Raw genomic sequence first — 22,896 nt, 5'->3', positions numbered from 1 at the left:
AATTCACTTTTCCTTTTATTCGTTCTTTATCAATAGGGTTATTCAGAAGGTTATAAATCTTATACACGAACCCTTAAAAGGACAAAAAGGGTAAATATTTATGATTTGCTAATTTCCCTCTTCTCGTAAAATTTTGTTTTTAGATAAAACAAATGTAGATTCAACTATTAAAATAGTTAATCAACTAAACTTACCATGAAAAAGACACTTCCTCATCTCCTGCTCGTTGCCCTTCTGGTATTCCTAGTAGCTCAAAAATCAATTCCTTTAACTTTTAAACTAAATGATGTTTATAAGGAGAAATCAGTTGATGTATCTAAGGTTATCCAAAACTTTTCAGCTCAATTGGTGCAGAAGGGAATTCTAACAACAACTGATTTATCAAATCCTGATCTGATTTATGACAAGCTATCTGCTTTGGACAACGTTAACCCCAAAGATTTTGGAATTGATAGGTATGTGGATGGGAAAACAATGAAAGATTGGAAGGCACAGCAAAAAATACTGGATGCCTCCGTAGACGACCAAGCCAACATTGCCTTATTCACTTATTATCAAATTTTTTCTGAAGAGTACACCAAAATTAAGCTTCATGTAAAGGCAAACCGAACCATAGACTTTAAAGGAGAGCACTTACCTATGGCAAGCTTTGATGCGGTATTATTTGATGAGATCAATCAATTGAAAGACAAAGGTGTTGAGCGAAACCAAGTAACAATGGAGCTACAAGTTGACAAGGCAACTCAATTTGAATTTATGACTTTTATTCAGGATAAGTTGAGAAGGCTTGAAATCAGAAAGGTGACTTTTCTCGACAACAAGTAACACAACCTTTACAACACAAAAGAGGCTCCCTGAAAACATATGATTTCAGAGAGCCTCTTCATTTATCTACTCTAAATTTTACTTATCTATTCAAGAACGAAGAATACATCCAAACCAGTTTTTCTTGCTCGCGAATGTAATCGCTCATCAGAGCATTTGTTCCTTCATCTTCTGCATCAGCAGCCAAATCAAGGATTTCGCGCTGAAGGGTAATTACCGTTTTAAATGACTTCAAAATATTTTCAACCGCTTTAACCCCATTGGTTACTTCGCTACTTTCTTTAATGGAAGAGGTGGCAGCATATTTAGAGTAATTGTGCTCGGGAGTGTGTCCTAATGTTAAAATCCGTTCTGCTAACTCATCAATCTTCAGCACTAGATCATTATATAGTTCTTCAAACTTCACATGAAGTTCAAAGAACTTTTCGCCTTTAATATTCCAGTGAGCCCCACGCGTGTTTTGATAAAAAAATGAATAATTGGCCAAAAGCTCATTTAGCTTTGTAGCTAACTTTTCAACTTTGCCATTATCCAAACCTATTGCATTTGTGTTGTCCATAATTTATTGGTTTAATATCTGTTAAATTCTACGCTTAAGATTCGGCCAATCTCCTCCATTATACACTTGTGTATAACCATTTGCTTTCAAGATTCTTCTGGCCGAAGCACTCCTCATTCCCGAAGCACAACAGGTAATAATGGGTTTATCTTTATTCCTCAACTTATTTAAGTTCGAACCTAAAGTATCGACCGAAATATTCATTGCCCCATTAATATGCCCGCCTGCAAATTCGCTTTTGGAACGTACATCAAGAATAACAGCTCCCTGCCGAACAAGTTCCTTAAAATCGACTTTTGCCCCTAAACCAAGCATTCTTTTTAAGCTCTCTAACATATGACCTAAACGCTTTTAGACTGAACAGAATTTACATCGATCCAACTGCCACCATTATAACAAGCTATACCATAACTGGAAAGGAATTGCTCAGCCTGTCCGCTACGATTACCCGAAGCGCAACACAACACCAATGGCTCTTTCATGGCTTTAAGTTCTTCAATCCGCTGAGGAATTTCTGGCAATGGAATATTTACCGAATTGGCTGCATGGCCTCCCCTGAATTCTTCTGGTGAGCGCACATCTACTATACTCGCCTCACCTTGGTTTATTAGTTCTTCTATGTTCATTTTGATGTTTTTCTGGTTATCCAAATTAAGTATGGGCAAAGATAGAGCAGTTAATAATCACGCTCGGTTACATTTGTTACATTGAGTTTACCCAATAATCAACCATGCCAAACTGAACCTTGCTTCCTTTCAACAACACTAAGAAGTACCTGTTGTTTATAGAATTTCGATGCAATTTCTGTGGAGCTCAATTTTATCTTCTACTTCCAAAGCTTTCAGCAACCTTGAAATTACAACCCTAGATGTATTCAGTTCTTTGGCAATTTCTTGATGGGTTTTATGGATTTGAAATGAACCTGTTGCCTGTTGCGTATCCAATAAATACTTGAGCAATCGCTCACCCATATTCTGAAAAACTACGCTGTCGATAGCCATAAGTAGTTCATCAAATCGGGTTTGGTACGAACCAAAAACAAACTTTCTAAAACTTGAATACTTAGCCAACCAAGTATCGAGATGGGTAACAGGAACCATCCAGATGATTGAATCTTCTTCAGCCATCACTCTAAAGCTTGTCGCTCGTCCTTCCAAACAGCAGGTGATTGACATTGCGCAAGTCTCACCACCTTCTAAATAGTACAGGAAAACCTCATTCTGCTGATCACCATCACGCATTACTTTGAGCAACCCCTTCAATACGAAGGGCATTTCTCCAGCGCGCTCTTCAGGGTTCACAACCAGTTCTCCTGCCGTTACCTTTTTTAACCTGCCAACCTGTTCAATTTCATTAGCCAGTTCAGGCTCAATGCCAGAATTGGCCAACATTTTATCTAAAAGTTCATTCATTCAATACTATACTTAGTCGGCTTATAATCGATACCTAAATTAAGAAAGCCAACCATGTCTTCGTTAGAATTAGATAAAGGTTTTCTAAACTTGGTGACTTTTGTTACACAACCTTCTTCCAGTGAACTTACCAACAGATGCTAGGTTGTAAAAATTCATCTTGAAAAATTCAGCAGAATGAATTGATCAGATTATTGAATAAATTCATGGTCAAAATCAGAAAATTGACAAATGAGAGACGAAAAGCATATTGACCCAGCAAGTTTGCCGCTTTACAGAAAAGGAAAGGAAATTTTTGAGCTAGTGATGAAAATCGCTGACTTAATTCCTGATGAAGACCCAAGACTTCAGAACACCAAGCAGTTTATGATTCAAGATGCAATGATGCTCAGTGTAAAAGTAGCGGGCTCGTCTTCTGGAGTGGGACTTTACGATTTAAAAATGGAAGCCGCAACCATTATCCGTAAATCGGCCAGAGACTTAATGGTTCAAAACCATGCTTTGGAAATGTTCAATTTTAAGGAGGCTCACTATTTTGATATGGTGAGAAATTTGATCGAAGAGTATCGCCTACTATTTATAGATTGGGTAGCCGCCTTCGATCCTTGGGACTATATCATTGACCGATGGGGTTTATTCAACCCACCGGGCGTTGGCCCACACGACCATGACCCTGATGATGATATTCCGAGGGAATGATTCAGAAAGGATTATCGTATGGTTATTACGAATCAGCTAAATCAGCAGCCTTTGCCTTTGTTTATATCATTAAAAACATTTTTTGTCAAAAGCTATTTGTAAGTACCTCTTCTACCTACGGATTTTTATCGCTGATTAGATGCATTTAGTAATCTTTTCCTTTCCTCAACATTTAGAATCAGTTGTACATTAAGCTTTTCCAATTCAGTCAGTTTGTTTGTTACATCATCTGAATTTGGAATATACCAGTCTTTTAATTTAAAGAATGTTTGCAGGTCTTCACTCTTAAATTTATAACCGTACCGTGCAAATATCTCATTTCTGATCAGTCTGAGTTCTTCCAAATTATAAAGAAATAGAATATTGTCAATTAATGGAATTGTTGAGGCAAATGTATAGTCTCCTTTAAGTTCAGTGGCGACAACAGGATAATTTTCAAGTAAGGTCAGTTTCATTACTTCTTCACCTTTTTCAAATTCACCATACTCGGTCTTTTCTACTTTAAAAAGTCCTAAAGTTCGGTTTCCATTCTCATACCAGTAGGATACTGACTCCAAAGCAATAACATCAAGTGGAAAATCATATTCTGTTTCAAACTCGTAGTTTGTCCCCCCTTTCAACCCTGATACTGTCGGCTTATTCACGGTAAAGGATACAACTTCATCGCTGCCAATATGCCTGTATTTCCCAGAGAGTTGATGATTAATTTTATTGTTAACTACGATATCTCTGAACGATCCAGAATATTTTTGAAGAATGCTTTTGATCTTTCCGTTGGAATCGCTGAGAATTAGAAGCTCATAAATGCCAATCTTTTTATATTCAAGTTGATCATTCACATTGCCGTAACTTGGAGAATAACTATCTTCAGGTGTTCTACCTAAAATTCTAATTGTATTATCTGACACAATTTGACCATAGAACATCGAACCTCCCTCATGCAATGTTCCTCCTTCAAATTGAATCAAGCCATTTTCTGGTAAGAAGGGTCTAAAGTTTTGACCTCCATCAGTCCATAATCCATCAAAATTTGACTGACTAAATGCACTAAATAGACAATTAGATAACATGAATATTAGTAGAAACTTCATCGTTCTGTATTGTATCTAACTTAATATATAAACGTTTACTTCCCCTCTACAAACATTTCCATCAGTTCGAACTGTAAACCGTTGTAGTTAAGCGGATCCATATTGCCTGTAATGGCCAAAACGGTTTGGCTTTCCTTGTGAATCATAAAAAAGGTAATTCCACCTACTGAACCTCCACTGTGTCCATAGAATGTATTGCCGCTGTTACGTGCATAAGTTGACCAGCCAATTCCGTAATTAGTTAGCTTTCCATCGGAAGTTTTCTGCGAAGTCATAAACTCGTCAAGCACTTCTTGTTTTAAAAATCCATCTGTCATATGTGCCTGACCAAAAACACAAAGGTCTTCTGTTGTACCCACGAAACCTCCACCAGCCCATTTGTAGCTATTGTCTACATAAGGCGCGACCACAACCTTTCCATCTTTAAATTGATAAAATTTGGTAAGGTTGGCGGTTTTACGATCGGCATATTCAGCCACAGTATTGTCCATACCCAGTTTATCAAACACTTGCTGCTGCATAAACTGTAGAAAGTCAGAAGTTTGAAAAGAGAATTCGCCCGCATTGGCGGTTTCCATAGCAGCCGAAATCAAGTTCCATCCATAACTTGAATAGGAATAGGCAGTTCCTGGTTTGTTGATCAGTGGATCATTCATGAAAATAGCTAAGCCATCGGTAACGGAAGGGTAATTTTTTGCACTCAAAAATTCACTGCCTTTATAATGTCTAATTCCAGCCATATGGCCACCCAATTGCCTTAAGGTAATTTCATATTTCTTCTCTGGCCAAACAGGAACATACTTTTGAATGGGTACATCTAAATCTACTTTCCCTTCTTGATAGAGCAAAGCTAAACCAGCGGCTGTCAACGTTTTAGAAACACTCCCAATTCGGAACTTGGTTTTGGAAGGATCTACAGGGGTTTTATTCTCAAGATCGGAATAGCCATAGCCTTTCGAAAATACCAATTGGCCTTTTTGAGAAATGGAAATACTCAAGCCGGGAACTTGAGTTGCTTCCACAAAAGCCTTGAGTTTCTGGTCGGCTTTTTCTTGAAGGCTTTGGGCAGAAACACTTACCCAAAGAAAGAGCGATAAGAGCATCCAAGCTGATTTACGCCATACGGAAGTTTGAATTCGTTTCATAGGTTATAGGTTTTTTCTGAGTACTCGCCTGATCCTTTTTAGTCAGCTTGAGTTGTAATGATTTATTCTAAAGCTTATATATCAAAATAAAATTAGGCATAAGGTTTTCCCCAACTAAGCTAACGAATATCTACTCATGAGCAAACCAACAATAGACACGATTTCAATCAATCTACTGGTTTTAAAGGCATTGGAAAGAAGTGAAATGTAATGGAGATTGATTTTACAACATTAAAGGAGCCATAAGCTAGCTCCTTTAATGTTAGAATTGATATTTAATACTTACAGCACTTTACTATTTGCATGTGGACCATAAATAGCTACATAACTCGCTACATCTTTGACGAGCTCCACTACGATTTCCTTTACCTCGGCCATGGCTTCAGGTGAAAGGGTGAAAAGGTTTACATACTGTTGTAAAGCTTCAGCAAGTGGCCCTGGTATATTGAAACAATCTTGCCCATATACAGACGTATGTTGTACACCTGCTTCCATCATATAAGCCAGAAAATCCGCAACTGTTTCTTTAAGGTGATACTTTAATTTGAAACCTTCCATTCCAAAAGAGATGGAAGTGAAAGCTGCCTTGATATCGACATTCTTCAGCAATTCTTCTGCTGTAGATAAAAGGCTTTCTCGATCTTGAACATAGATACTCCCTTTGAATGGGATATCTCCTTGGATTCGGTTATATACATTTTTGCCTCGCTTACCCTTGGCCCAGAATATAAAACCATTAATGATTGTTGAAGCGGGAATGCCAATTACGGAGCTATTGTTTTCTTTCTGAACTTTCAAGTCGCTATATAAGTTAGGCAATTCGTCCATTGTACTCTCCTGCCAGCCATGAGGAACAACATCGTAATCGTTAATCCTAGAAACGTAATTACCATTTAATGTTGAGTAAACGTGCTTGGCAAAATCAGCATCTCCTGAAGTTGGTCCAGCAGTTGGGTATGCGGAAATAACTACATTTTTCTTATTGGCCACTGGCTGCAAATCTGCCAAAGCAGTTGCCACCAAAGGAGACAAAGCTCCACCTAGACTATGACCGCAGACCGCTACCTCAGCAGGTGAAGTTCCTGAAATTACACTCTCCAAAAATCCATACAAGGTCTGATTTGTATCAGGATCTTGTACAGTCCAAAGTAACTCAAGTCCATCGTTGCTACCTTGAGCAATTGCACCTACATTAGTAAGACCATTAATTTCAAGGTATTGTGGAGGCCAGGAAACGGGCGTGCCTTTAACATCAAAATCTTCTTGAAACCAACCTGCCTGTGACACTGGGTTTGTTCCAGAGACGGCTACCACATAAAGATCTCTTCCGGTTTGAGGATCTTTCCCTTTTGTTACATACATAGCATTGGTAGTGGTATAGCCCGTTACTTTAATTTTGCCTCCTGTTGGAAACTGATCGGCCAATTCTTTGGGAATAGCTTTGTAAACATCAATAGTTACTTCTCGTTGCTGATTAATTAAGGCGGGCCCCCAAACCACATTAAACTCATTTTTAAAGAAGTTTGAAATTTCGTTTTGTGTCGAAAAAATCTCCTTTAACTGCTGCGCATTCTCTTTCAAAAGGCGCTCTTCCTTTGCAAACAAACCTGCATTGAGGTTTGATAGATCAGATAATACCCATATCATCTGTTCTTTTAATGAAGGTGTACTTGTGTTCATTGCATATGTGTTTTAATGAAAAATGATTTCTATGCTTTGAAAATGCTTATAAGGACTTAAGTAGAGAAAAGAGCTGGACGAATAGCCAGTATTAATGAGCGAACGGATAAGACCATTGATCAAACAGAAATGTTGTATAGAGAAAGACCAAAAATAAAAAAGGCACCCTTTCAGGTACCTTCAAATCGCAAAGAGGTTAGCTCAATAGAATTATTCTGCTAGTACTTCGATGATAATCTCAACAATCTCTTTGTATTGATTAGCTCGATCCAGAATTTGCGCTGGAGTTAACAATGTTCCTGAGGCACTGCCATCAGAATCAGTGTAGTTAGAATTTTCAAAAGTGTCGATTCTTACTGTACCTCCACTTCCAGCCCCTAGTACATGAAGAGAAGCGGCTCCGTTGGCGGGTGTTTCACATTCTTTGAAAGGGAAAAGATCATTGGCCAGTATATACTGGTTATCATCTCCCTCGAACTGGATTAGCATAGTATACCAATCTGCTTCCCAAGTTTCTTGCTGAGCAAACTTGTTTTGGGACACAGCCCCAGGTTGCAAATTTGTAGCTACAAGTACTTCTTGCAGAGAGTCTGGACCCATATTACTCGCAGAGTGCCCTAAGGCAGCTCTTGTAATTACTTTTCCAGTGTTGTTCACGATTTGACAATTACATTCCATGATTTAAAAAATTAAGGTTTAACATATGATTTTGGTTAATCAGCTTCCTGTTTTGCTGATTGATGGAATGAAGGTGAAATATTAGAGTAGAAACCTGAAAACACTTGGACGAATCGCCCTCAAAAATGAGCCAGTGTATGGTAAGATTGATCGAATGAAATTTCGATTTACCTTTAAAGAGTTTGAAAACGGTTGAACACCATTTCTCGGTAATTTTTACTTACAGGCACCTCAAGGTCGTTATAAAAAATACGGTTACCCTCAAAAGCAGTAATGTGCAGTAAATTGAGCAAGTAGGAACGATGGCTCTGCACAAAATAAGGTTGAGTAAGCTTTTCAACAATCACCTTCAAAGTCTGACTCAAAAGATAGCTGTCCTTTTCTGTTTTAATTAAAGTATAATTGCGCTGAGCCTCTGCAAAAAGAATATCCTCTACCCTCACCTTTTCATACTTGAATTTCTTCTTGATGAAAAAGCTATCATTAATCATAAATGTAGCTGGAGCAGTTTTCCCTTCTGTGTCATTATTAGTAATAGCATCTCCATAATTCTGAATTGCTAGGTCAATAGCAATCTGAATTTCCTTTTCTCGAAACGGTTTTATCAAATAAGCGGAAGGCCCCGTTTGCTTGGCCCTTTCCACCACATCATTTTTAGAATGAGAAGTGAGAAAGATAAATGGGAAATTGTGATGTGATTTTATCTCTTGAGCAAGATCAATCCCTTTAAACTCACCATTCAACTCTATATCAATAATAAACAGGTCAATTGATGCAGCAGAGGTCTGAACAAAAGCTAGCGCCTCATCATAAGTTTGAAAATTACCTATTATATCATACCCCATATTTATTAAGCGATGACTCAAATCTCTAGCCACCAGAATTTCATCTTCCACTATCGCCAACTTAACCTTCGACATTAGATTCTTCTTCAATAAGTGGAAAATCAACACTGAACTTAGCCCCAGCTTGGCTGTCTATAGAAAGGGTTCCTTTTATTTGCTTTACCAAATCTCGAATCAATTCCATACCGAAGGAAGATTTACTGATATGAGATGAATCAGGTATGCCAGGTCCATTGTCAAATACCACTATACTGACTGTTCCTTTCTCTTCATTAATCTTTATAGAAACGGACAGCATTGGTCGGCTAACAGTTTCGAAAGCATGCTTGAATGAATTAGTGACTAATTCATTCACAATAATGCCTAAAGGAATAGCATATTTAACACTCAAGGGCTTATTATCCACCTCTACCAACACATCAATCTGTTCAGATTCATATTGAAAAGAGTAAGCTGTGTTTTCGATCATATGCTTTACATAGTCGCCCATTTCGATGGAGGTAATGTTTTCACTTTGATACAGTTCTCGATGAATCATAGACATTGCTTCTACCCTTGCCTGCCCAGATTTTATAGCTTGCGCGGCCTTAAGGTCTTCAGTATCATAATATTGAAGGTTCAACAAAGAAGACACAATTTGAAAGTTGTTCTTGACCCTATGATGCAACTCTCGGAGTAACAAAGCTTTTTCCTTTTCCCTTTTCTCCACCAGATATTTCTGCTCAGTCAGCAGTCGGTTAGATCTTTTCTTTCGGGCCAAAGCTCTATATATAATTAAGGAAATAATGATAAGGCCCGAAATGCCAGCAATGAGCAAATTGCGTTGAGCCGAACCTTTGACCAAGGCTATGTTTTGCAGAGCAATTTCTTTGTCCTTTTTCTCCGTTTCATATTGCACTTGCAACTCGGCAAGCTGAGCATTCTTCTCCTTGTTGGTCAACTCATAATCTATACTATCTGAAAGCTTGTAGTAGTAGAAGGATTTTTCAAAATCCTTTAACGCTTTATAGTTGCCGGAGAGATTATAGTAAAGGGAAGAAAGAAGCTTTTTTGCATCAATTTCCTTTGCTAAACCAATAACAGCCAAAGTAGTAGTAATCGCGCCCTTATAATCTCCCTGTTCATTTCTTAAAGCAGCTATATTATTATGAACAGCTATTTTACTGTAGACATCACCGCTCTTCTCATATTCCTTAACAGCTAGATCATAGAATAACATTGCTGAATCAAGATTCTGCTCCTGGAAATAAACTGCACCAAGGTTAGAATAAACTGCGCCTAAATTTGGAGATCGAACATCGGAGTTAATAAAATTTAGACTTTCTATATAATTCTGCTTTGCCTTATCGTACAAATTAACTGATGAATATAACGTCCCAAATAGGACATACGAATTAAACAAACCCATTGAGTCCTTTTGGTCCTTTCTAATATTGAGCGCATGATTATAATACATTTCTGTCTTTTCAATATCTCCAGTTTTACGGTAATGTGTGCCTAGACTACTATGTATTTTCGCTAGCGTATTAATGTCTTTAGTATCTTCTATGAATGATAATGCTTTAAAAAGGTATTCCAAAGTCAATACATCATCTCCTTGTCTCTGGGTCACCTCCGACAAATAATAATAAGCCTTACCAATCCATAAGTTGTTATTACTTTCAAGGGCTATATCTAGATTTTGTGTATACGAAACTTTGGCCTCTTCAAGCTTTCCATTTAGTAAATACATGAGGGCTAAATACCGATGAGACCTAGCTTCTTCTTCCTTTAAAAATTCTCTTTGAGCTATTCTGATTATCACATGAGCCAACGAATCTGCACTTTCTGTATCAGAGTAGATAAGTTTAGCTAGCTCTTGGTTTAAATCAGAAACTTGTTTTTCCCCAAAGCTTTGTGATTGTACCAAGTATGGTGACATCAAAACCACAATCAAAACATGAAATGTCGTCAGTTTCATCTTTTATACTCTTAGACACTAAAATACTCAATGTGGTGGTCTCTGATCAGGTTCTATGTCTATAGGGTCAATATAAACTATCTTAGGTTTTGGATCCGTATCCATATGGTTCACAGTAAACTCCAATACTCTTAATGAGGGCACATATTTGGTAATTTCAAATTGGTAGGCTACCCAATTCAAACTTCCTCCATTGCTGGCTCCCCCAATGGTAATATTGATGGATTGAATGATCTTAGTATGGTCTTCCTTTTTGTCACCATTGATAATGGGATAGGCAACCTCTTTTACTTCTTCGCCTTCCCGTAAACAAATAAAGAAATCTACCAGATAAGTAGGAAACTCTACTTCATGTTCCCCTTCCTTAATGTGGACTTCTCCGACCACATCATAAAGTGTCGTTTTAAGTCTTTTGACTACAGATTTGCCGGTTCTTAATTTTGTTGTCATGTTTAAATATTTTAAAAAGTCAATTCATATTTTATTAAACATTAATTAATTTTTTTTTAGTTAAAATAATCATTATGAAAAAGATCGTTTTCTGTTTATTGGTTGTGAGTTTGTGCTTCTAATGTACTCCGGATGAAGACTCCACTCCCGATTTATCGTTGAATAGCCCCAAAAATGATCCCAAACCAAAATTAATATATGAAGACCCTATTGAAATCGAACCTGGTTAATTCTCTCACTACTTAAGACTCACAATAAAACCTCCTCACAAAAGTAAATAAGATCAAAATCTCAATTCATTTTTTATAACACTCAGGTAAAATGGCCTTATTAATAGTGAAGTTAATCCTTTCATTTTAATTTGAGTATAATCAACTCACTAAAATATGAGCATCATTATTTAACAAAATTAATAGAAGAAATATTAACAATATTCAACCTAAATTCGATTTCATCAATAGATAAAGCAATGCAATAGCATCAATTAAACAACTATATGTCAACACTATACACTGTCGTATCTCTTATTGACCGTTGAGTAATTCAATAGAGACGAGCTAACTTAAACTATTTATTTTTTCTTAACACCTGACCTGCACGCTCTTTGGTCAGTTCGCCTTGATCAATCGTAAGTTTTCCGTTCACTATTACGTAGTCAATCCCTTCGGGGTAATGGTGCGGATCTTCAAAAGTACCCTTGTCGATTACCGTTTCAGGATTGAAAACAGTGATATCGGCTTTCATTCCCTCTTTGATATAACCGCGATCTGTTAGACCTAATCTATCGGCAGGCATTGAAGTCATTTTACGCAAAGCGGTTTGCAAGTCAATCACGCCTTCTTCTCGAACATAGTAGCCCAAAACACGTGGAAAGGTTCCATAACCTCTTGGGTGAGGATGGCCAACTCCGGGCTCTAACAAGGCACCATCTGAAGCTACCATTACCATAGGATGCTGCATAATTCGTTTTACATCTTCTTCATTAATGGCGTGGAAAACACAAGAGGCGCCACCGTTCAATTGTGCTTCAATTACCAGTTCGGCACCGTTCCTAAAAGAAGGTTCCAATCCTCGCTCAATCGCCCAATCCTTTAAGGTTTTACCATTGAGTTCTGGTTTGTAACCAAAAGAGGCAAACTGCACCACATCCAGTTGAGCTCCTCCTCTATCGAACTCAATATTGAACATAATCTCTTCAATGATTTTCTCTCGTAGCTTTTTGTCTTCCAGTCTTTTCTTAAGTTCCGAAGTTCCTCCTGCCATTGCCCAAGTAGGAATAAGCACGGAAATACCTGTTGAACTAGCTGTGTACGGATACTGATCGGCCATTATATCCAGCCCCAAGTTCCTGGCGGAATCAATCATGGCCAAGGTCTTTATGCTACCGCCCCACATTGGTCGGCCAATGGCTTTGTGATGGGTAAGAATCACAGGAATATCGGCTTCTCTGCTAATCATAATCGCTTCTTGCACTGCATCAAGCAGGCCCAAACCTTCTTCCCTCAAATGCGAAGTATAGATTCCTCCAGCTTCGCCTGCTACTTTAGACAGTGCTATTACTTCATCTACTTTAGAAAAAGAGCCTGGTACATATTTAAGTCCTGTGGAAATTCCAAAAGCCCCATTGTCCATTGCCTCCTGTACTTTAGCCTTCATTTCTTCCAATTCTTCTTGAGTTGGCTCACGGTTTTCGGTTTGCATCACCGCTCTTCGGATGGAATTATGTCCTACTAAATAAGCGGCATTTACCCCCAAATCATATCCTTCTAAACTATCTAAATAATCCTTCATGGGCGAAGGGCCTCGACCATCGGGGCCTCCCAAAACGGTAGTTACCCCTTGTTTGATGGCGCTTTCGGCTGTTGGCAAACGCATTATAGCTTCTACATGGGCATGCATATCGATAAAGCCAGGAGAAACTACCAATCCCGTTGCATCAATGCGTTTGGCGGCTTTGGCTTTGCTCAAATCACCAATCATCACGATTTGATCTCCATTAATACCCACATCCACCATTTGAGCTTGATTGGTGGTTCCGTCATAGACGGTTCCATTTTCAATAATGATATCATAAGAGGCTGATGAACCACAGGATACGACAAAGCAAAAAGTGAGTGCTGCAAAAAGTAGTTTTTTGATCATAGAGTTAAAGTTGAAAAAGGAAGATAGTCAACTTATGCGATATATGTCTAGCCCTTATATGTTGTATGGTGATTGAGAAGTTTGCTACCCAAATTCTTGGGAAAAATTGAACTCCTTTTTTGGAACAACGGCAAAGCCTTAGACGGTCTCTGTCCGAATATTGACTATATTTACAATGCTTATTAAAAGCCAACCATAAGTTGTATATGGTTGATTATCAATTTTTTCAGTAAAATTCAAAACGCATACAGGTGATAAACGCCTAACATTATGGAATATTAAAAATCACGGATATGAACAGATTATTTATCATTCTAAGTATCATACTTACATCCTGTGTAAATAAAAAAAACGACAGTTCGGTAACGCAAGGGTTTCTACCAACATTACACGATAATCACGTCCATATTATGAGCCCACAGTTAATCTCTTTATGGAAGAATATGGGTATCAAATTTTCTAAAATAGATTATTTCTATTCGGACATTGACTCAATTATTACAACTACTAAAGCACAGTCTCTATCCTTGGTTTCTATGGCTTATGTCTACTCGTCAAACGAATTTGGCGGCAATGCAAAAAACATAGAAGAAAAGGTCAGAAGCGAAAACAATTATCTGGCTGCAGCAAAGTCAAAATACCCAAAAACGATCAAGGCATTCTTCGGAATTGATCCACTCCAAAAATTTGCTCTTACAGAAATTAAAAGATGTCACGAAGAACTGAAATTGGATGGCCTAAAACTTCACTTTAATGCGTCTCAAGTTTATTTAACAGAGCCAGAACATTTAAAAAAGGTTAAAACTGTATTTGAGTATGCATCAGACAATCAACTGCCAATATTAATGCACTTTGATAATTCACACCCAAAATTCGGAAAGGCTGATGTAAAAAACCTTGCTGATTCGATCCTTTACGATCTGAAATATGTAAATCTACAAATCGCACATTTAGGTACTTCGGGTGGCTTCAATCAAAAAACAAAAGAAGTGCTTGAGACTTTTATTGAGCTGTTTGAATCAAATCATCCCATTTCAGAGCACAAGATCACTTTTGACATTTCAGCCGTTTGTCTTGACAAGGATGCAGAAGGAATTCCTAAACTAACCAACAGTGACTTTGATGAGCTGGCAAGCTATTCAAGAAAACTTGGTTTTGAACGAATAGTATTCGGGACAGACTATCCATTATATCAAAGTAAAGAATACCTCAATTTATTAGCAGCTAAACTAAGGCTAACAGAGAATGAAATTGCCAGTTTATTAAAGGATCAAAACAGGTATAAATAATTTTTTTGGACGCTTCTATTTTTAGCTGAATGTAACAACAAGAAAGTTATTATTTTCTTCACTTTATTTTCATACACTATTCGCTAAATCTATTAAATTTGATTACTAACGTCTTTGTTAACATCACCATTTTTTAACCTACCAATCGAAACAAAATGAAATCAGCTACAAAAATTACAGTCTTCAGCCTTTTGCTTTTCTTTTTTTCTTCAATAGTTGTGGCTCAAAACACTAAACTAACAGAAGAAGCTACAGGTTATGTAAATTTCAGTTTGGGAAAAACCACTCTACCCCATGCTAAAACTCAAAATCTATCACTCTTTGGGTGCAACACAAACATTACCATGGATAGTAAATATTGGAATGGCCCCGATGGCTTTCAATGGGAAAAGGCAAACCAAGTACTTTCAGACATACCCTTTGGGTATAAAAAAGATACAGTTACTGGCGGATTGTATTACGTTTCCAAGTATTACATAGCCTCTCCTCCAGTTTTCAAAGAGGGTGGACAAAATGACTCTACGACCCTTTATGACATAGGTATTGTAACGCCTGATCAGTTTACGCTTGAAGGGAAAAAGCCCGTTCAGATGGTCTATATGGATTATAATGTGCTTGAACCGATGTATATCAAATACATTGATATTGAATTCGATAGCTCATTCGATAAGTTAGGAGTTGATTTTGTACCATTTCAAGTAGAGTGTAGTGACTTCCCTTGGCGAGATATTAGCGGCATTAATGGTGCTCAAGGAGCCTCAGGAATTGGTTCGTTCACCAAGGACTCAACAAATATAGGCCGACTCTTTCTTCCTTACTATTATAACACCGATTCAGAAGGCAAAAAACCCACCGTTATTGTTCCAAAGTATTTAGATTGTGAGGTAACCCTGCTTAATGATATTCTATTCCATTATGAAGTGTTCTTTATGGTAAACGGAAAGCAGTATACCACCATCAACCTGAAAGATCATCAGAATGAAAAAATAAGCTTTCATGCAGTTTATCGTGAAGAACTGCCTTCAGGCTGTACCAAATCAAAAGAATAAAACCACTACCTTAATAGCTTAACAAACTAACCTAACTATGAAACTTGGCGCATTTTCCATCAGTCTTAGTGTAAAAGACCTTAAAGCTTCCAAAGATTTTTACGAGACTCTTGGCTTTACCGCATTTGCGGGAGATATGGAGAAAAATTACCTGATCATGAAAAATGGCAATGCCTTGATTGGGCTTTTTCAAGGCATGTTCCCTAACAATATCCTCACTTTTAACCCAGGCTGGGATGAAAACGCGCAGAAACTAGAGGCTTTCGATGATGTACGCGAAATACAGAAAGAGTTGAAAAGCAAGGGTGTTGAAATACAAAGTGCAGCAGATGAAAACACCTCTGGCCCAGGGAGCATGGTAGTTATTGACCCTGACGGAAATACTGTGTTAATTGATCAACATGTTTAGATTTAACAACAGGCTTTAAAGCTCTCATTATTATTTGCTAGAAACGAAAGTGGAAGTGAGAGCATTTCTCTTTTTAAATTTCTGCATAATCAACAAAACAATTACTCTGACTAGCGGTTTTTTAACTTAGAATAAGAAAAATTAAAAATAAGCAGAGTTAAACACTAAAATAACGTATTTTTGTAGCGTACGAAAGAGAGAATTACTTTCGTTAAGTCAACATCTAGAGCATAAAGACTATAAAAAAGCTCTGCTACCAAAAACACTTTGTGCCGTACTCTAAATTAGAATTTATCCTATTTCTAACATTTAGAAATGTTTACGATGCAGAACAACAACATATTTATCACGGTAGATGATGATCCCATCAACCAATTCCTTTCGAAAGTAATCATCACCAGAAATGTGGAGAACCCTAAAGTGTTTGCTTTTGGCAATGTTCAAGATGCTTTAGAGTTTATCACCAATGAGGATATTAAATCTCAGAAAATCATTCTACTCCTTGACATCAACATGCCTCAACTCGATGGTTGGGATTTTCTGGATAAGTTTGATCAGTTAGACAATGCTCTCAAACAGAGGTTTGACATCTATTTACTATCCTCATCTACCGATAAAAGTGATATTAATAAAGCAAAATTTTATCCTTCAGTAATTGACTTCATTGCAAAGCCTCTTTCGAGCAATTCTCTCGATATCGTTTTCAAACGATTAAAAGCTGCATGAATAACTAACATCAAAAGTAAAGTAGGTAGGTGAAAACGTGTGTGTTTATGTGGCATTCTACCTAAGCCCCGTTCGTAAAAGGCGGGGCTATTTTATACCATTTAACAAAATGGGCTTATCTATTCTTAAATCCCTTTCACCGTAACTTACACGTTACTCACCTTAGTTGAATTTCTGAGCCTTCTATATATCCTAAGTTTGAGAACATTATTATCTCAAAGCTATGAAAAGGATATTGCTTCTATTAACATTTTTATTGACCTCATTAGTAACCAAAGCCCAGTTTGAAAACGATAAAACTTGGCTGATAATTACGGCAGACAATAACCAGTATGGTTCGTTTTTTAACGAGTCATTTAAAAATGCTTCAAAAATCAAGAAACCATCCTTCAGTATTGGTATTGAAAACTACTTTTCAAAAAGCTTCAATTTTACAGGTAGAGTTGTAGTCGGAAAAATCACCGATTACCAAAGCGATTTTATGGATTTAAATAGCAGCAATAATGTACGCGTTAATTTAGCAGTTCTAGAAGCAACCGCCATATTTAAGCTCAATAACGGTTTTATTATTCCAGCTCATTCCCGACTAAGCCCTTACATTGAAGCAGGTTTTGGCGTTGCTAATTTTAATGAGGCAGTGATTGAAAGTGAATCAGGTCCTGGAGTTGTATTCCCTGTAGCTCTAGGCTTAAAATATCGCCTTACAAAAAATATGCAGCTTGCAGTAAAAGTGACCAATGTTGAAAGTAACAACGTAACACACAGGAAGTTTTCAGCTGGGTTTTCCTTCTCTCTAAAAAACAACAGAGATACAGATAAAGATGGCATCATAGATAAAAATGATGCATGCCCTTTTGTTTACGGACCATCAGAAAATCAAGGTTGTCCGTATGAAGACGCTGACAAAGATGGTGTAGAAGATCGCTTTGACGAATGCCCATTAGTTGCAGGTACAGTCAATGGGTGTCCAGACATGGATGGAGATAAGGTTGCCGATAAAGACGACATATGCCCAAACATTGCCGGGCTAGTGGAAATGCAAGGTTGCCCAGATACTGACGGTGATGGTATTAAAGACTCAAATGATCCTTGTCCAAACATTGCTGGCTCTGTAAATGGATGTCCTGATACGGATAAAGACGGAATAATTGACAAATTAGACAAGTGTCCCAATAATGCTGGCTTATTAGCAGAAAACGGCTGCCCAGAAATAAAGCTACCAGTATACCAAGTGTACTTCGACTTTAACCAGGCAGAAATAAACTTACCTACGCAGGCCAAGCTAGATGAACTTGCTGCATTAATGGCTAGATTAAAGATATTTAAAGTAGCTATTCATGGCCATACTGATAACATTGGTCAGGACGATAAAAACTATGCCTTATCTCAGAAAAGAGCCGAAGCGGTACGCGATTATCTCCTATCTAAAGGAGTAGATGTAAGCCGAGCTATTGTGGTTGGTTATGGTGAAGAAAAGGCTTTGGCAAGTAACGCCACTCAAAAAGGTAGGGCACTTAACAGAAGGGTTGAAATCAAAATCAAGAAATAATGCGGTTTCGCTTTTTCCCATTCGTCTATAGTTAAATGTATTTCACCGAAGGAAGACAGCCCATTCAACGGTATATGGCATTTGAATGAGCATTAATTGAAGATATTCGTAGACAGGCCACCAAACCATTTGAAAACATGACAAATAAAAACCCTCTTTCTATTCTCTTTATTGAAGACGACATGATTGAAAGAATGAAATTCAATAGAACAGTTTCTAAACTAGGTTATGAAAACAAAATTATAGAGGCTAATAATGGAGAAGAGGCTTTGAAAATTTTAGAAGGCAACAGCCTCCTTCCTCATGTTATTCTTCTAGACCTGAACATGCCAAGAATAAGTGGGATTGAATTTTTAAAGCGCCTTAAAGGCGATGATAGATTGAGGTACATCCCTACAATTGTGCTTACCACATCTAATAATCAGAAAGATTTATTGGAGTGTTACAAGATTGGTATAGCTGGCTATATTTTAAAACCGTTGAAATACGATGATTATGTAGATAAAATAGGTAAGTTATTGTCTTATTTAGAAATTAATCAATTCATAACTACATAAGAATGAAAGGCATAGTGTTTACAGAGTTTCTTGAAATGGTAGAGAGCAAATTTGGTCTTGAAACCGTGGATAAAATTATAGAAAGAGCTGAATTAAAAACTGGAGGTGCTTACACATCCATTGGTACTTACGAGTTCAATGAAATGCTTCAGCTTATCCTAAATTTGAGCAATGAGGTTAATATTCCTGTAGATGATCTTATCCATGCTTTTGGAATCCATTTTTTCGAACATCTGGAAAAAACTCATCCAAATATTTTCGAATTATATAAAAACCCAATGGATTTTCTCAACTCAGTTGAAGGCCATATCCATGTTCAAGTTCGCAAAATATACCCAGGAGCTGAATTACCCACTTTTGAAGTAACCCAGAGAAGCTCCAACTCTATGGAGATGATTTATACATCTCAGCGCGCCCTTTATAAATTCGCTGAAGCCTTAATGCTCAAAACATTTGAACACTTTCACACAGAATGCACCATTACCTATGAAAAGCTAAACCCAGAAGGAACCAGAGTAAAATTCAATATTATACATAATGACTGATCAGAGAATAGCTTTATTGGAAAGGGCCCTGAAAAGAGAAAAATCAGCAAGAAAAGAAGCTGAAAAAATTCTTGAAGAGAAGTCGCTTGAGCTATATGAACTGAACCAGAAACTTAAAATTGCCAACAACACTTCCTCCTCTGCCTCTCAAGAGCACTTGAAAGCTAATGGGGTATACTCCAGTTTGGCAGATGCCTATTTAAAAATGGATTTGGCTGGAAATGCATTGGAAATGAATGATGCAGCCATTGAGCTATTTGGTTATAACATCCAGAACGAATCTCTGAACATTGTCAATCTTATATATAGAGACGATTTTACCTATGCTATGAACTCCTACAAGGAGCTAGTTAAAAATGGGGCATTCACAGACTATGTTGCAAGAGTATATACTAAGGAAGGCCCATATAAGCTAGTACATATCAATGCAAACCTCATATACAACGATAAACAGGAAGCCATAGCGGCAGAAGGTATTATCAGAGATATTACCGAAGAGCAAAGAGCACGTGTTCTAATTGAAGAGCAGCGAGCCGAGCTTTCCACAATTGTTAATAGCTCGCCATTCGGAATCGTGTTGACAGAAAATGGCATTATTATCAAGTCAAATAAGGCTTTTCAAGACATGATGGGCTTTTCAGCCAATGAGCTACAGCATATCGATCCAATGGAGTTTATACTTCCAAAAGACGTCAACAAAATTCAAGAAATACAAAACCAGATGAACTCTGGAGAGAAAAACCGGATCGATTTTACACAAGACATAAAAACAAAGAAAGGTCAACTCATTAAGGTAAGAGTTAACATTACTACCATTTTCGATGACCTTGGGAAACCAAAATACAGGCTATCAATATTAGAAAACATTACAGAAGAGGCACGTAGAAGTGAACTCATTGAAGAACAAAGAGAACAACTCGAAATAATATTTGAAAACTCGCCATTAGGGATAGTATTGTCTGATAATGGATCGTTAACCAAAGTCAATAGTGCTCTAGTAAGCCTTTTAGGGTATTCGCAAGAAGAGCTACAGGCACTTTCTTTCGAGGACATAACCCATCAAGATGATTTATTCGCATCAAAAGATGTAATGCAAAAAATCCAGAATGGAGAGCAAGATACTGTTATCCTCAAAAAGAGATACATAAAGAAAGACGGCACTGTTATTTCGGCTAAATCAAGCTTAAGTGTTGTAAGAGATCACTCAGGAAGAGTAAAATACCATTTAGTTATAATCGAAGATATTTCGGAACAAGAAAAAGCGGAGCAACAAAAAGAAAACCTTCTTAGAAGGCTAGAAAAAAGCAATCATGAATTACAAGAGTATGCCCATGTAGTTTCTCACGATTTAAAATCGCCCCTACGAAGTATCTCCGCATTAGTAAGCTGGATTAAAGAAGACTGTAGCGATATAATGCACGATAGTGGTCATGAAAATCTCAATTTGATTGAAATGACCGTTGAAAAGATGGAAAACCTAATTAATGGTATTCTCACCTATTCAGCAATTGAGCGAGCAGAGGATGACGAGAAAGTAGTTTCAATAGATGAAACAATCGATAACATACTCGCCTTACTCTACATTCCTGACCATATTAAGGTTAAGGTAAATAAACCCCTACCTAGTATATATGCAGACGCTACTCGAATACAACAGCTCTTTCAAAATTTAATAGGAAACGCTATTAACTATATCGATAAAGAGGTTGGTTTAGTCGAAATTGATTATAAAGATGCTGGCAAATACTGGGTCTACTCAATTAAAGACAATGGTGTGGGGATTGCAGAAGAGTATCATGAAAAGATATTTGGCATATTCCAATCACTTACTACCGACCCTAAAAAAGGATCAACAGGCATTGGTCTATCTATCGTTAAAAAAATAGTAGAGCAGTATGACGGTGAAATATATTTAGAAAGCGAGGAAGGAATTGGGACCACTTTTTTTATAAAACTTAAGAAATAACAAAACCAGATCCCTAACAACAGTATTAATCAATTAGAAAATCAATATTCCATTTTGTAGCAAACCATGCCTAAACCTAACTATAGTTATATCAATCAACTCTCAAATGGCGACAAAGCTTTTGAAGCGAAACTTCTAGGTGTTTTGGCCAAAGAACTCCCCTTAGAGATCCAAGAATTTGAAAGTAACATTGCCTTAGGAAATTTAGCCGAAGCCGCCAATAATGTGCATAAAATAAAGCACAAAATTAGCCTTCTTGGAATGCAAGAGAGTTACTTGATTGCCCAAGACTTTGAAGAAAATCTGAAAAACAATCGCTTAGACTTGTACAAGGTTTTTGTTCAAATTCTAAAAAAAATGACTACTTTTTTAAATCAATTATAGAACCATTGAATATGACTTGTATTATTATTGATGATGAAGAAACATCGAGACTGATTTTAAATCAGCTTTGTTCTGAAGTTCCGGATTTGGATATGATTGAAGAATTCCCAAATGCCATGAGCGCAATCAAGTTTCTAAATAAAAACGATATTGATCTCATTTTCTTAGATATTCATATGCCAGATTTCTCTGGTTTCGATTTCATTCAAACCCTAAAAAACCCACCAAGAATTATTCTTACCACTTCAGATCAAAGTTTGGCACTCACTGCTTTTGAGTACGACAGCGTAATTGACTACTTGGTAAAACCTGTGGAAAGACCTCGCTTCGAAAAGGCCATACTAAAGGCCAAATCATTCGTTGCCTCCACTAAACCCGCTGTTGCACCCAAGGGAGATTCTAAAAATGAAAGTACGGCTGAATCGTCTAACGAAACCCTATACATTAACATCGATAGGACTCTGATTAAAATCGAAACAGACTCAATTAACCTGATCAAGGCCGAAGGAGATTACATCATGATCAAAACTCGTGAGAAGGATTACAAGGTGCATTCAACTTTGAAGAAAATTATAGAGAAACTGCCCAGCGATCCTTTCTTTCATGTACATAGGTCTTACATTATTAACCTTTCACGAATTGTTGATATAGAAGACAATACTATTCTGATTGAAAAAAACGTGATCCCAATCAGTAGATCAAAAAGGCCAGAATTAATGAGAAGGCTGAATTTGCTATAACCTAGGCTTAGTTAAAGAAATACTTAAAGCTTCTGCTCACTTTGTGTTCAGAAGCTTTCTTATTTACACTTAAGCCTAGATAACTAGTACTTAAAATCAGTAAACAGAAGGCTCAAATCTTCCAAAGCTCTTATTCTGCATTTCACCGATACTCACATGCTGTTGGTCTAGAAACAACAAATCGCCCAAGCTCTTT

Annotated in this window: 24 protein-coding genes; 12 read left to right on the top strand and 12 right to left on the bottom strand. The window is 37.2% G+C overall.

Translation table 11 applies throughout. The features are described from left to right. Positions 1–195 precede the first annotated feature (195 nt). Positions 196–825 (top strand): hypothetical protein, encoded by a 630-nt coding sequence (locus AAC026_RS09665; RefSeq protein WP_339697374.1) that lies wholly within the window; start codon positions 196–198, stop codon positions 823–825. 82 nt (positions 826–907) lie between these two features. Here AAC026_RS09665 and AAC026_RS09660 read toward each other — a convergent pair whose 3' ends face one another. The 4 genes from AAC026_RS09660 to AAC026_RS09645 all read right to left on the bottom strand — a co-directional run bounded on the left by AAC026_RS09660 (position 908) and on the right by AAC026_RS09645 (position 2,796). Next, a complete protein-coding gene (locus tag AAC026_RS09660; protein ID WP_339605842.1) occupies positions 908–1,384 on the bottom strand; it encodes a Dps family protein in 477 nt (158 codons plus the stop codon). A 21-nt stretch (positions 1,385–1,405) separates the two neighbouring features. Next, on the bottom strand, positions 1,406–1,720 hold the full coding sequence (locus AAC026_RS09655; RefSeq protein WP_339697372.1) for a rhodanese-like domain-containing protein: 315 nt from the start codon (positions 1,718–1,720) through the stop codon (positions 1,406–1,408). 5 nt (positions 1,721–1,725) lie between these two features. Then, on the bottom strand, positions 1,726–2,010 hold the full coding sequence (locus AAC026_RS09650) for a rhodanese-like domain-containing protein (RefSeq protein ID WP_339697370.1): 285 nt from the start codon (positions 2,008–2,010) through the stop codon (positions 1,726–1,728). Between the two features lie 156 nt (positions 2,011–2,166). Further along, a complete protein-coding gene (locus tag AAC026_RS09645) occupies positions 2,167–2,796 on the bottom strand; it encodes a Crp/Fnr family transcriptional regulator (protein ID WP_339697369.1) in 630 nt (209 codons plus the stop codon). Between the two features lie 231 nt (positions 2,797–3,027). Here AAC026_RS09645 and AAC026_RS09640 point away from each other — a divergent pair, with 231 nt between their 5' ends. Next, positions 3,028–3,495, top strand: a complete 468-nt coding sequence (locus AAC026_RS09640) for a hypothetical protein (protein WP_339697367.1) — start codon at positions 3,028–3,030, stop codon at positions 3,493–3,495. A gap of 125 nt (positions 3,496–3,620) precedes the next feature. On the opposite strand, the gene AAC026_RS09635 is transcribed toward AAC026_RS09640, so the two are convergent. The 8 genes from AAC026_RS09635 to AAC026_RS09600 form a co-directional block, all read right to left on the bottom strand. Then, positions 3,621–4,565 (bottom strand): YARHG domain-containing protein, encoded by a 945-nt coding sequence (locus AAC026_RS09635; protein WP_339697365.1) that lies wholly within the window; start codon positions 4,563–4,565, stop codon positions 3,621–3,623. A gap of 56 nt (positions 4,566–4,621) precedes the next feature. Continuing rightward, positions 4,622–5,731 carry a serine hydrolase domain-containing protein gene (locus tag AAC026_RS09630; RefSeq protein WP_339697363.1) on the bottom strand — a complete coding sequence of 370 codons (1,110 nt, stop codon included), beginning with the start codon at positions 5,729–5,731 and terminating at the stop codon, positions 4,622–4,624. A 282-nt stretch (positions 5,732–6,013) separates the two neighbouring features. After that, a complete protein-coding gene (locus AAC026_RS09625; RefSeq protein WP_339697361.1) occupies positions 6,014–7,411 on the bottom strand; it encodes a hypothetical protein in 1,398 nt (465 codons plus the stop codon). Between the two features lie 210 nt (positions 7,412–7,621). Continuing rightward, positions 7,622–8,089 carry a hypothetical protein gene (locus AAC026_RS09620; protein ID WP_339697359.1) on the bottom strand — a complete coding sequence of 156 codons (468 nt, stop codon included), beginning with the start codon at positions 8,087–8,089 and terminating at the stop codon, positions 7,622–7,624. 173 nt (positions 8,090–8,262) lie between these two features. Beyond that, positions 8,263–9,009: a response regulator gene (locus tag AAC026_RS09615; RefSeq protein ID WP_339697357.1), complete on the bottom strand. Its 747-nt coding sequence runs from the start codon at positions 9,007–9,009 to the stop codon at positions 8,263–8,265. After that, positions 8,996–10,894 carry a histidine kinase dimerization/phosphoacceptor domain -containing protein gene (locus AAC026_RS09610; protein ID WP_339697355.1) on the bottom strand — a complete coding sequence of 633 codons (1,899 nt, stop codon included), beginning with the start codon at positions 10,892–10,894 and terminating at the stop codon, positions 8,996–8,998. Before AAC026_RS09610 ends, AAC026_RS09615 begins: the two co-directional genes overlap by 14 nt. A 27-nt stretch (positions 10,895–10,921) precedes the next feature. Beyond that, positions 10,922–11,344: a hypothetical protein gene (locus tag AAC026_RS09605; protein ID WP_339697353.1), complete on the bottom strand. Its 423-nt coding sequence runs from the start codon at positions 11,342–11,344 to the stop codon at positions 10,922–10,924. A gap of 567 nt (positions 11,345–11,911) precedes the next feature. Further along, a complete protein-coding gene (locus AAC026_RS09600) occupies positions 11,912–13,486 on the bottom strand; it encodes a D-aminoacylase (RefSeq protein ID WP_339697351.1) in 1,575 nt (524 codons plus the stop codon). 293 nt (positions 13,487–13,779) lie between these two features. Between AAC026_RS09600 and AAC026_RS09595 the strand changes: the two genes are divergently transcribed. The 10 genes from AAC026_RS09595 to AAC026_RS09550 all read left to right on the top strand — a co-directional run bounded on the left by AAC026_RS09595 (position 13,780) and on the right by AAC026_RS09550 (position 22,700). Then, complete coding sequence (locus AAC026_RS09595) at positions 13,780–14,775, top strand: amidohydrolase family protein (protein ID WP_339697349.1); 996 nt, start codon at positions 13,780–13,782, stop codon at positions 14,773–14,775. A gap of 155 nt (positions 14,776–14,930) precedes the next feature. After that, on the top strand, positions 14,931–15,824 hold the full coding sequence (locus tag AAC026_RS09590; protein WP_339697347.1) for a hypothetical protein: 894 nt from the start codon (positions 14,931–14,933) through the stop codon (positions 15,822–15,824). A gap of 37 nt (positions 15,825–15,861) precedes the next feature. Further along, complete coding sequence (locus AAC026_RS09585; RefSeq protein ID WP_339605828.1) at positions 15,862–16,233, top strand: VOC family protein; 372 nt, start codon at positions 15,862–15,864, stop codon at positions 16,231–16,233. 324 nt (positions 16,234–16,557) lie between these two features. Then, positions 16,558–16,959, top strand: coding sequence for a response regulator (locus tag AAC026_RS09580; protein WP_339605827.1), 402 nt, complete (start codon positions 16,558–16,560; stop codon positions 16,957–16,959). 223 nt (positions 16,960–17,182) lie between these two features. Beyond that, on the top strand, positions 17,183–18,508 hold the full coding sequence (locus AAC026_RS09575) for an OmpA family protein (protein ID WP_339697345.1): 1,326 nt from the start codon (positions 17,183–17,185) through the stop codon (positions 18,506–18,508). A gap of 137 nt (positions 18,509–18,645) precedes the next feature. Continuing rightward, positions 18,646–19,065: a response regulator gene (locus AAC026_RS09570; RefSeq protein ID WP_339605825.1), complete on the top strand. Its 420-nt coding sequence runs from the start codon at positions 18,646–18,648 to the stop codon at positions 19,063–19,065. A gap of 2 nt (positions 19,066–19,067) precedes the next feature. After that, positions 19,068–19,610 carry a heme NO-binding domain-containing protein gene (locus AAC026_RS09565; protein ID WP_339697343.1) on the top strand — a complete coding sequence of 181 codons (543 nt, stop codon included), beginning with the start codon at positions 19,068–19,070 and terminating at the stop codon, positions 19,608–19,610. Further along, positions 19,603–21,576, top strand: a complete 1,974-nt coding sequence (locus AAC026_RS09560) for a PAS domain S-box protein (RefSeq protein WP_339697341.1) — start codon at positions 19,603–19,605, stop codon at positions 21,574–21,576. Before AAC026_RS09565 ends, AAC026_RS09560 begins: the two co-directional genes overlap by 8 nt. Before the next feature lie 66 nt (positions 21,577–21,642). Next, a complete protein-coding gene (locus AAC026_RS09555; RefSeq protein WP_339697339.1) occupies positions 21,643–21,960 on the top strand; it encodes an Hpt domain-containing protein in 318 nt (105 codons plus the stop codon). A gap of 11 nt (positions 21,961–21,971) precedes the next feature. Further along, the gene (locus AAC026_RS09550) at positions 21,972–22,700 is read left to right on the top strand and encodes a LytTR family DNA-binding domain-containing protein (RefSeq protein ID WP_339697337.1); all 729 of its coding nucleotides are present in this window, start codon (positions 21,972–21,974) and stop codon (positions 22,698–22,700) included. The last annotated feature ends 196 nt before the right edge of the window (positions 22,701–22,896 follow it).

The organism is uncultured Roseivirga sp., from assembly GCF_963973945.1.
GTDB lineage: Bacteria > Bacteroidota > Bacteroidia > Cytophagales > Cyclobacteriaceae > Roseivirga.
The sequence above is the reverse complement of the archived record's forward strand: the minus strand, read 5'-3'. Positions and strand labels throughout refer to the sequence as shown.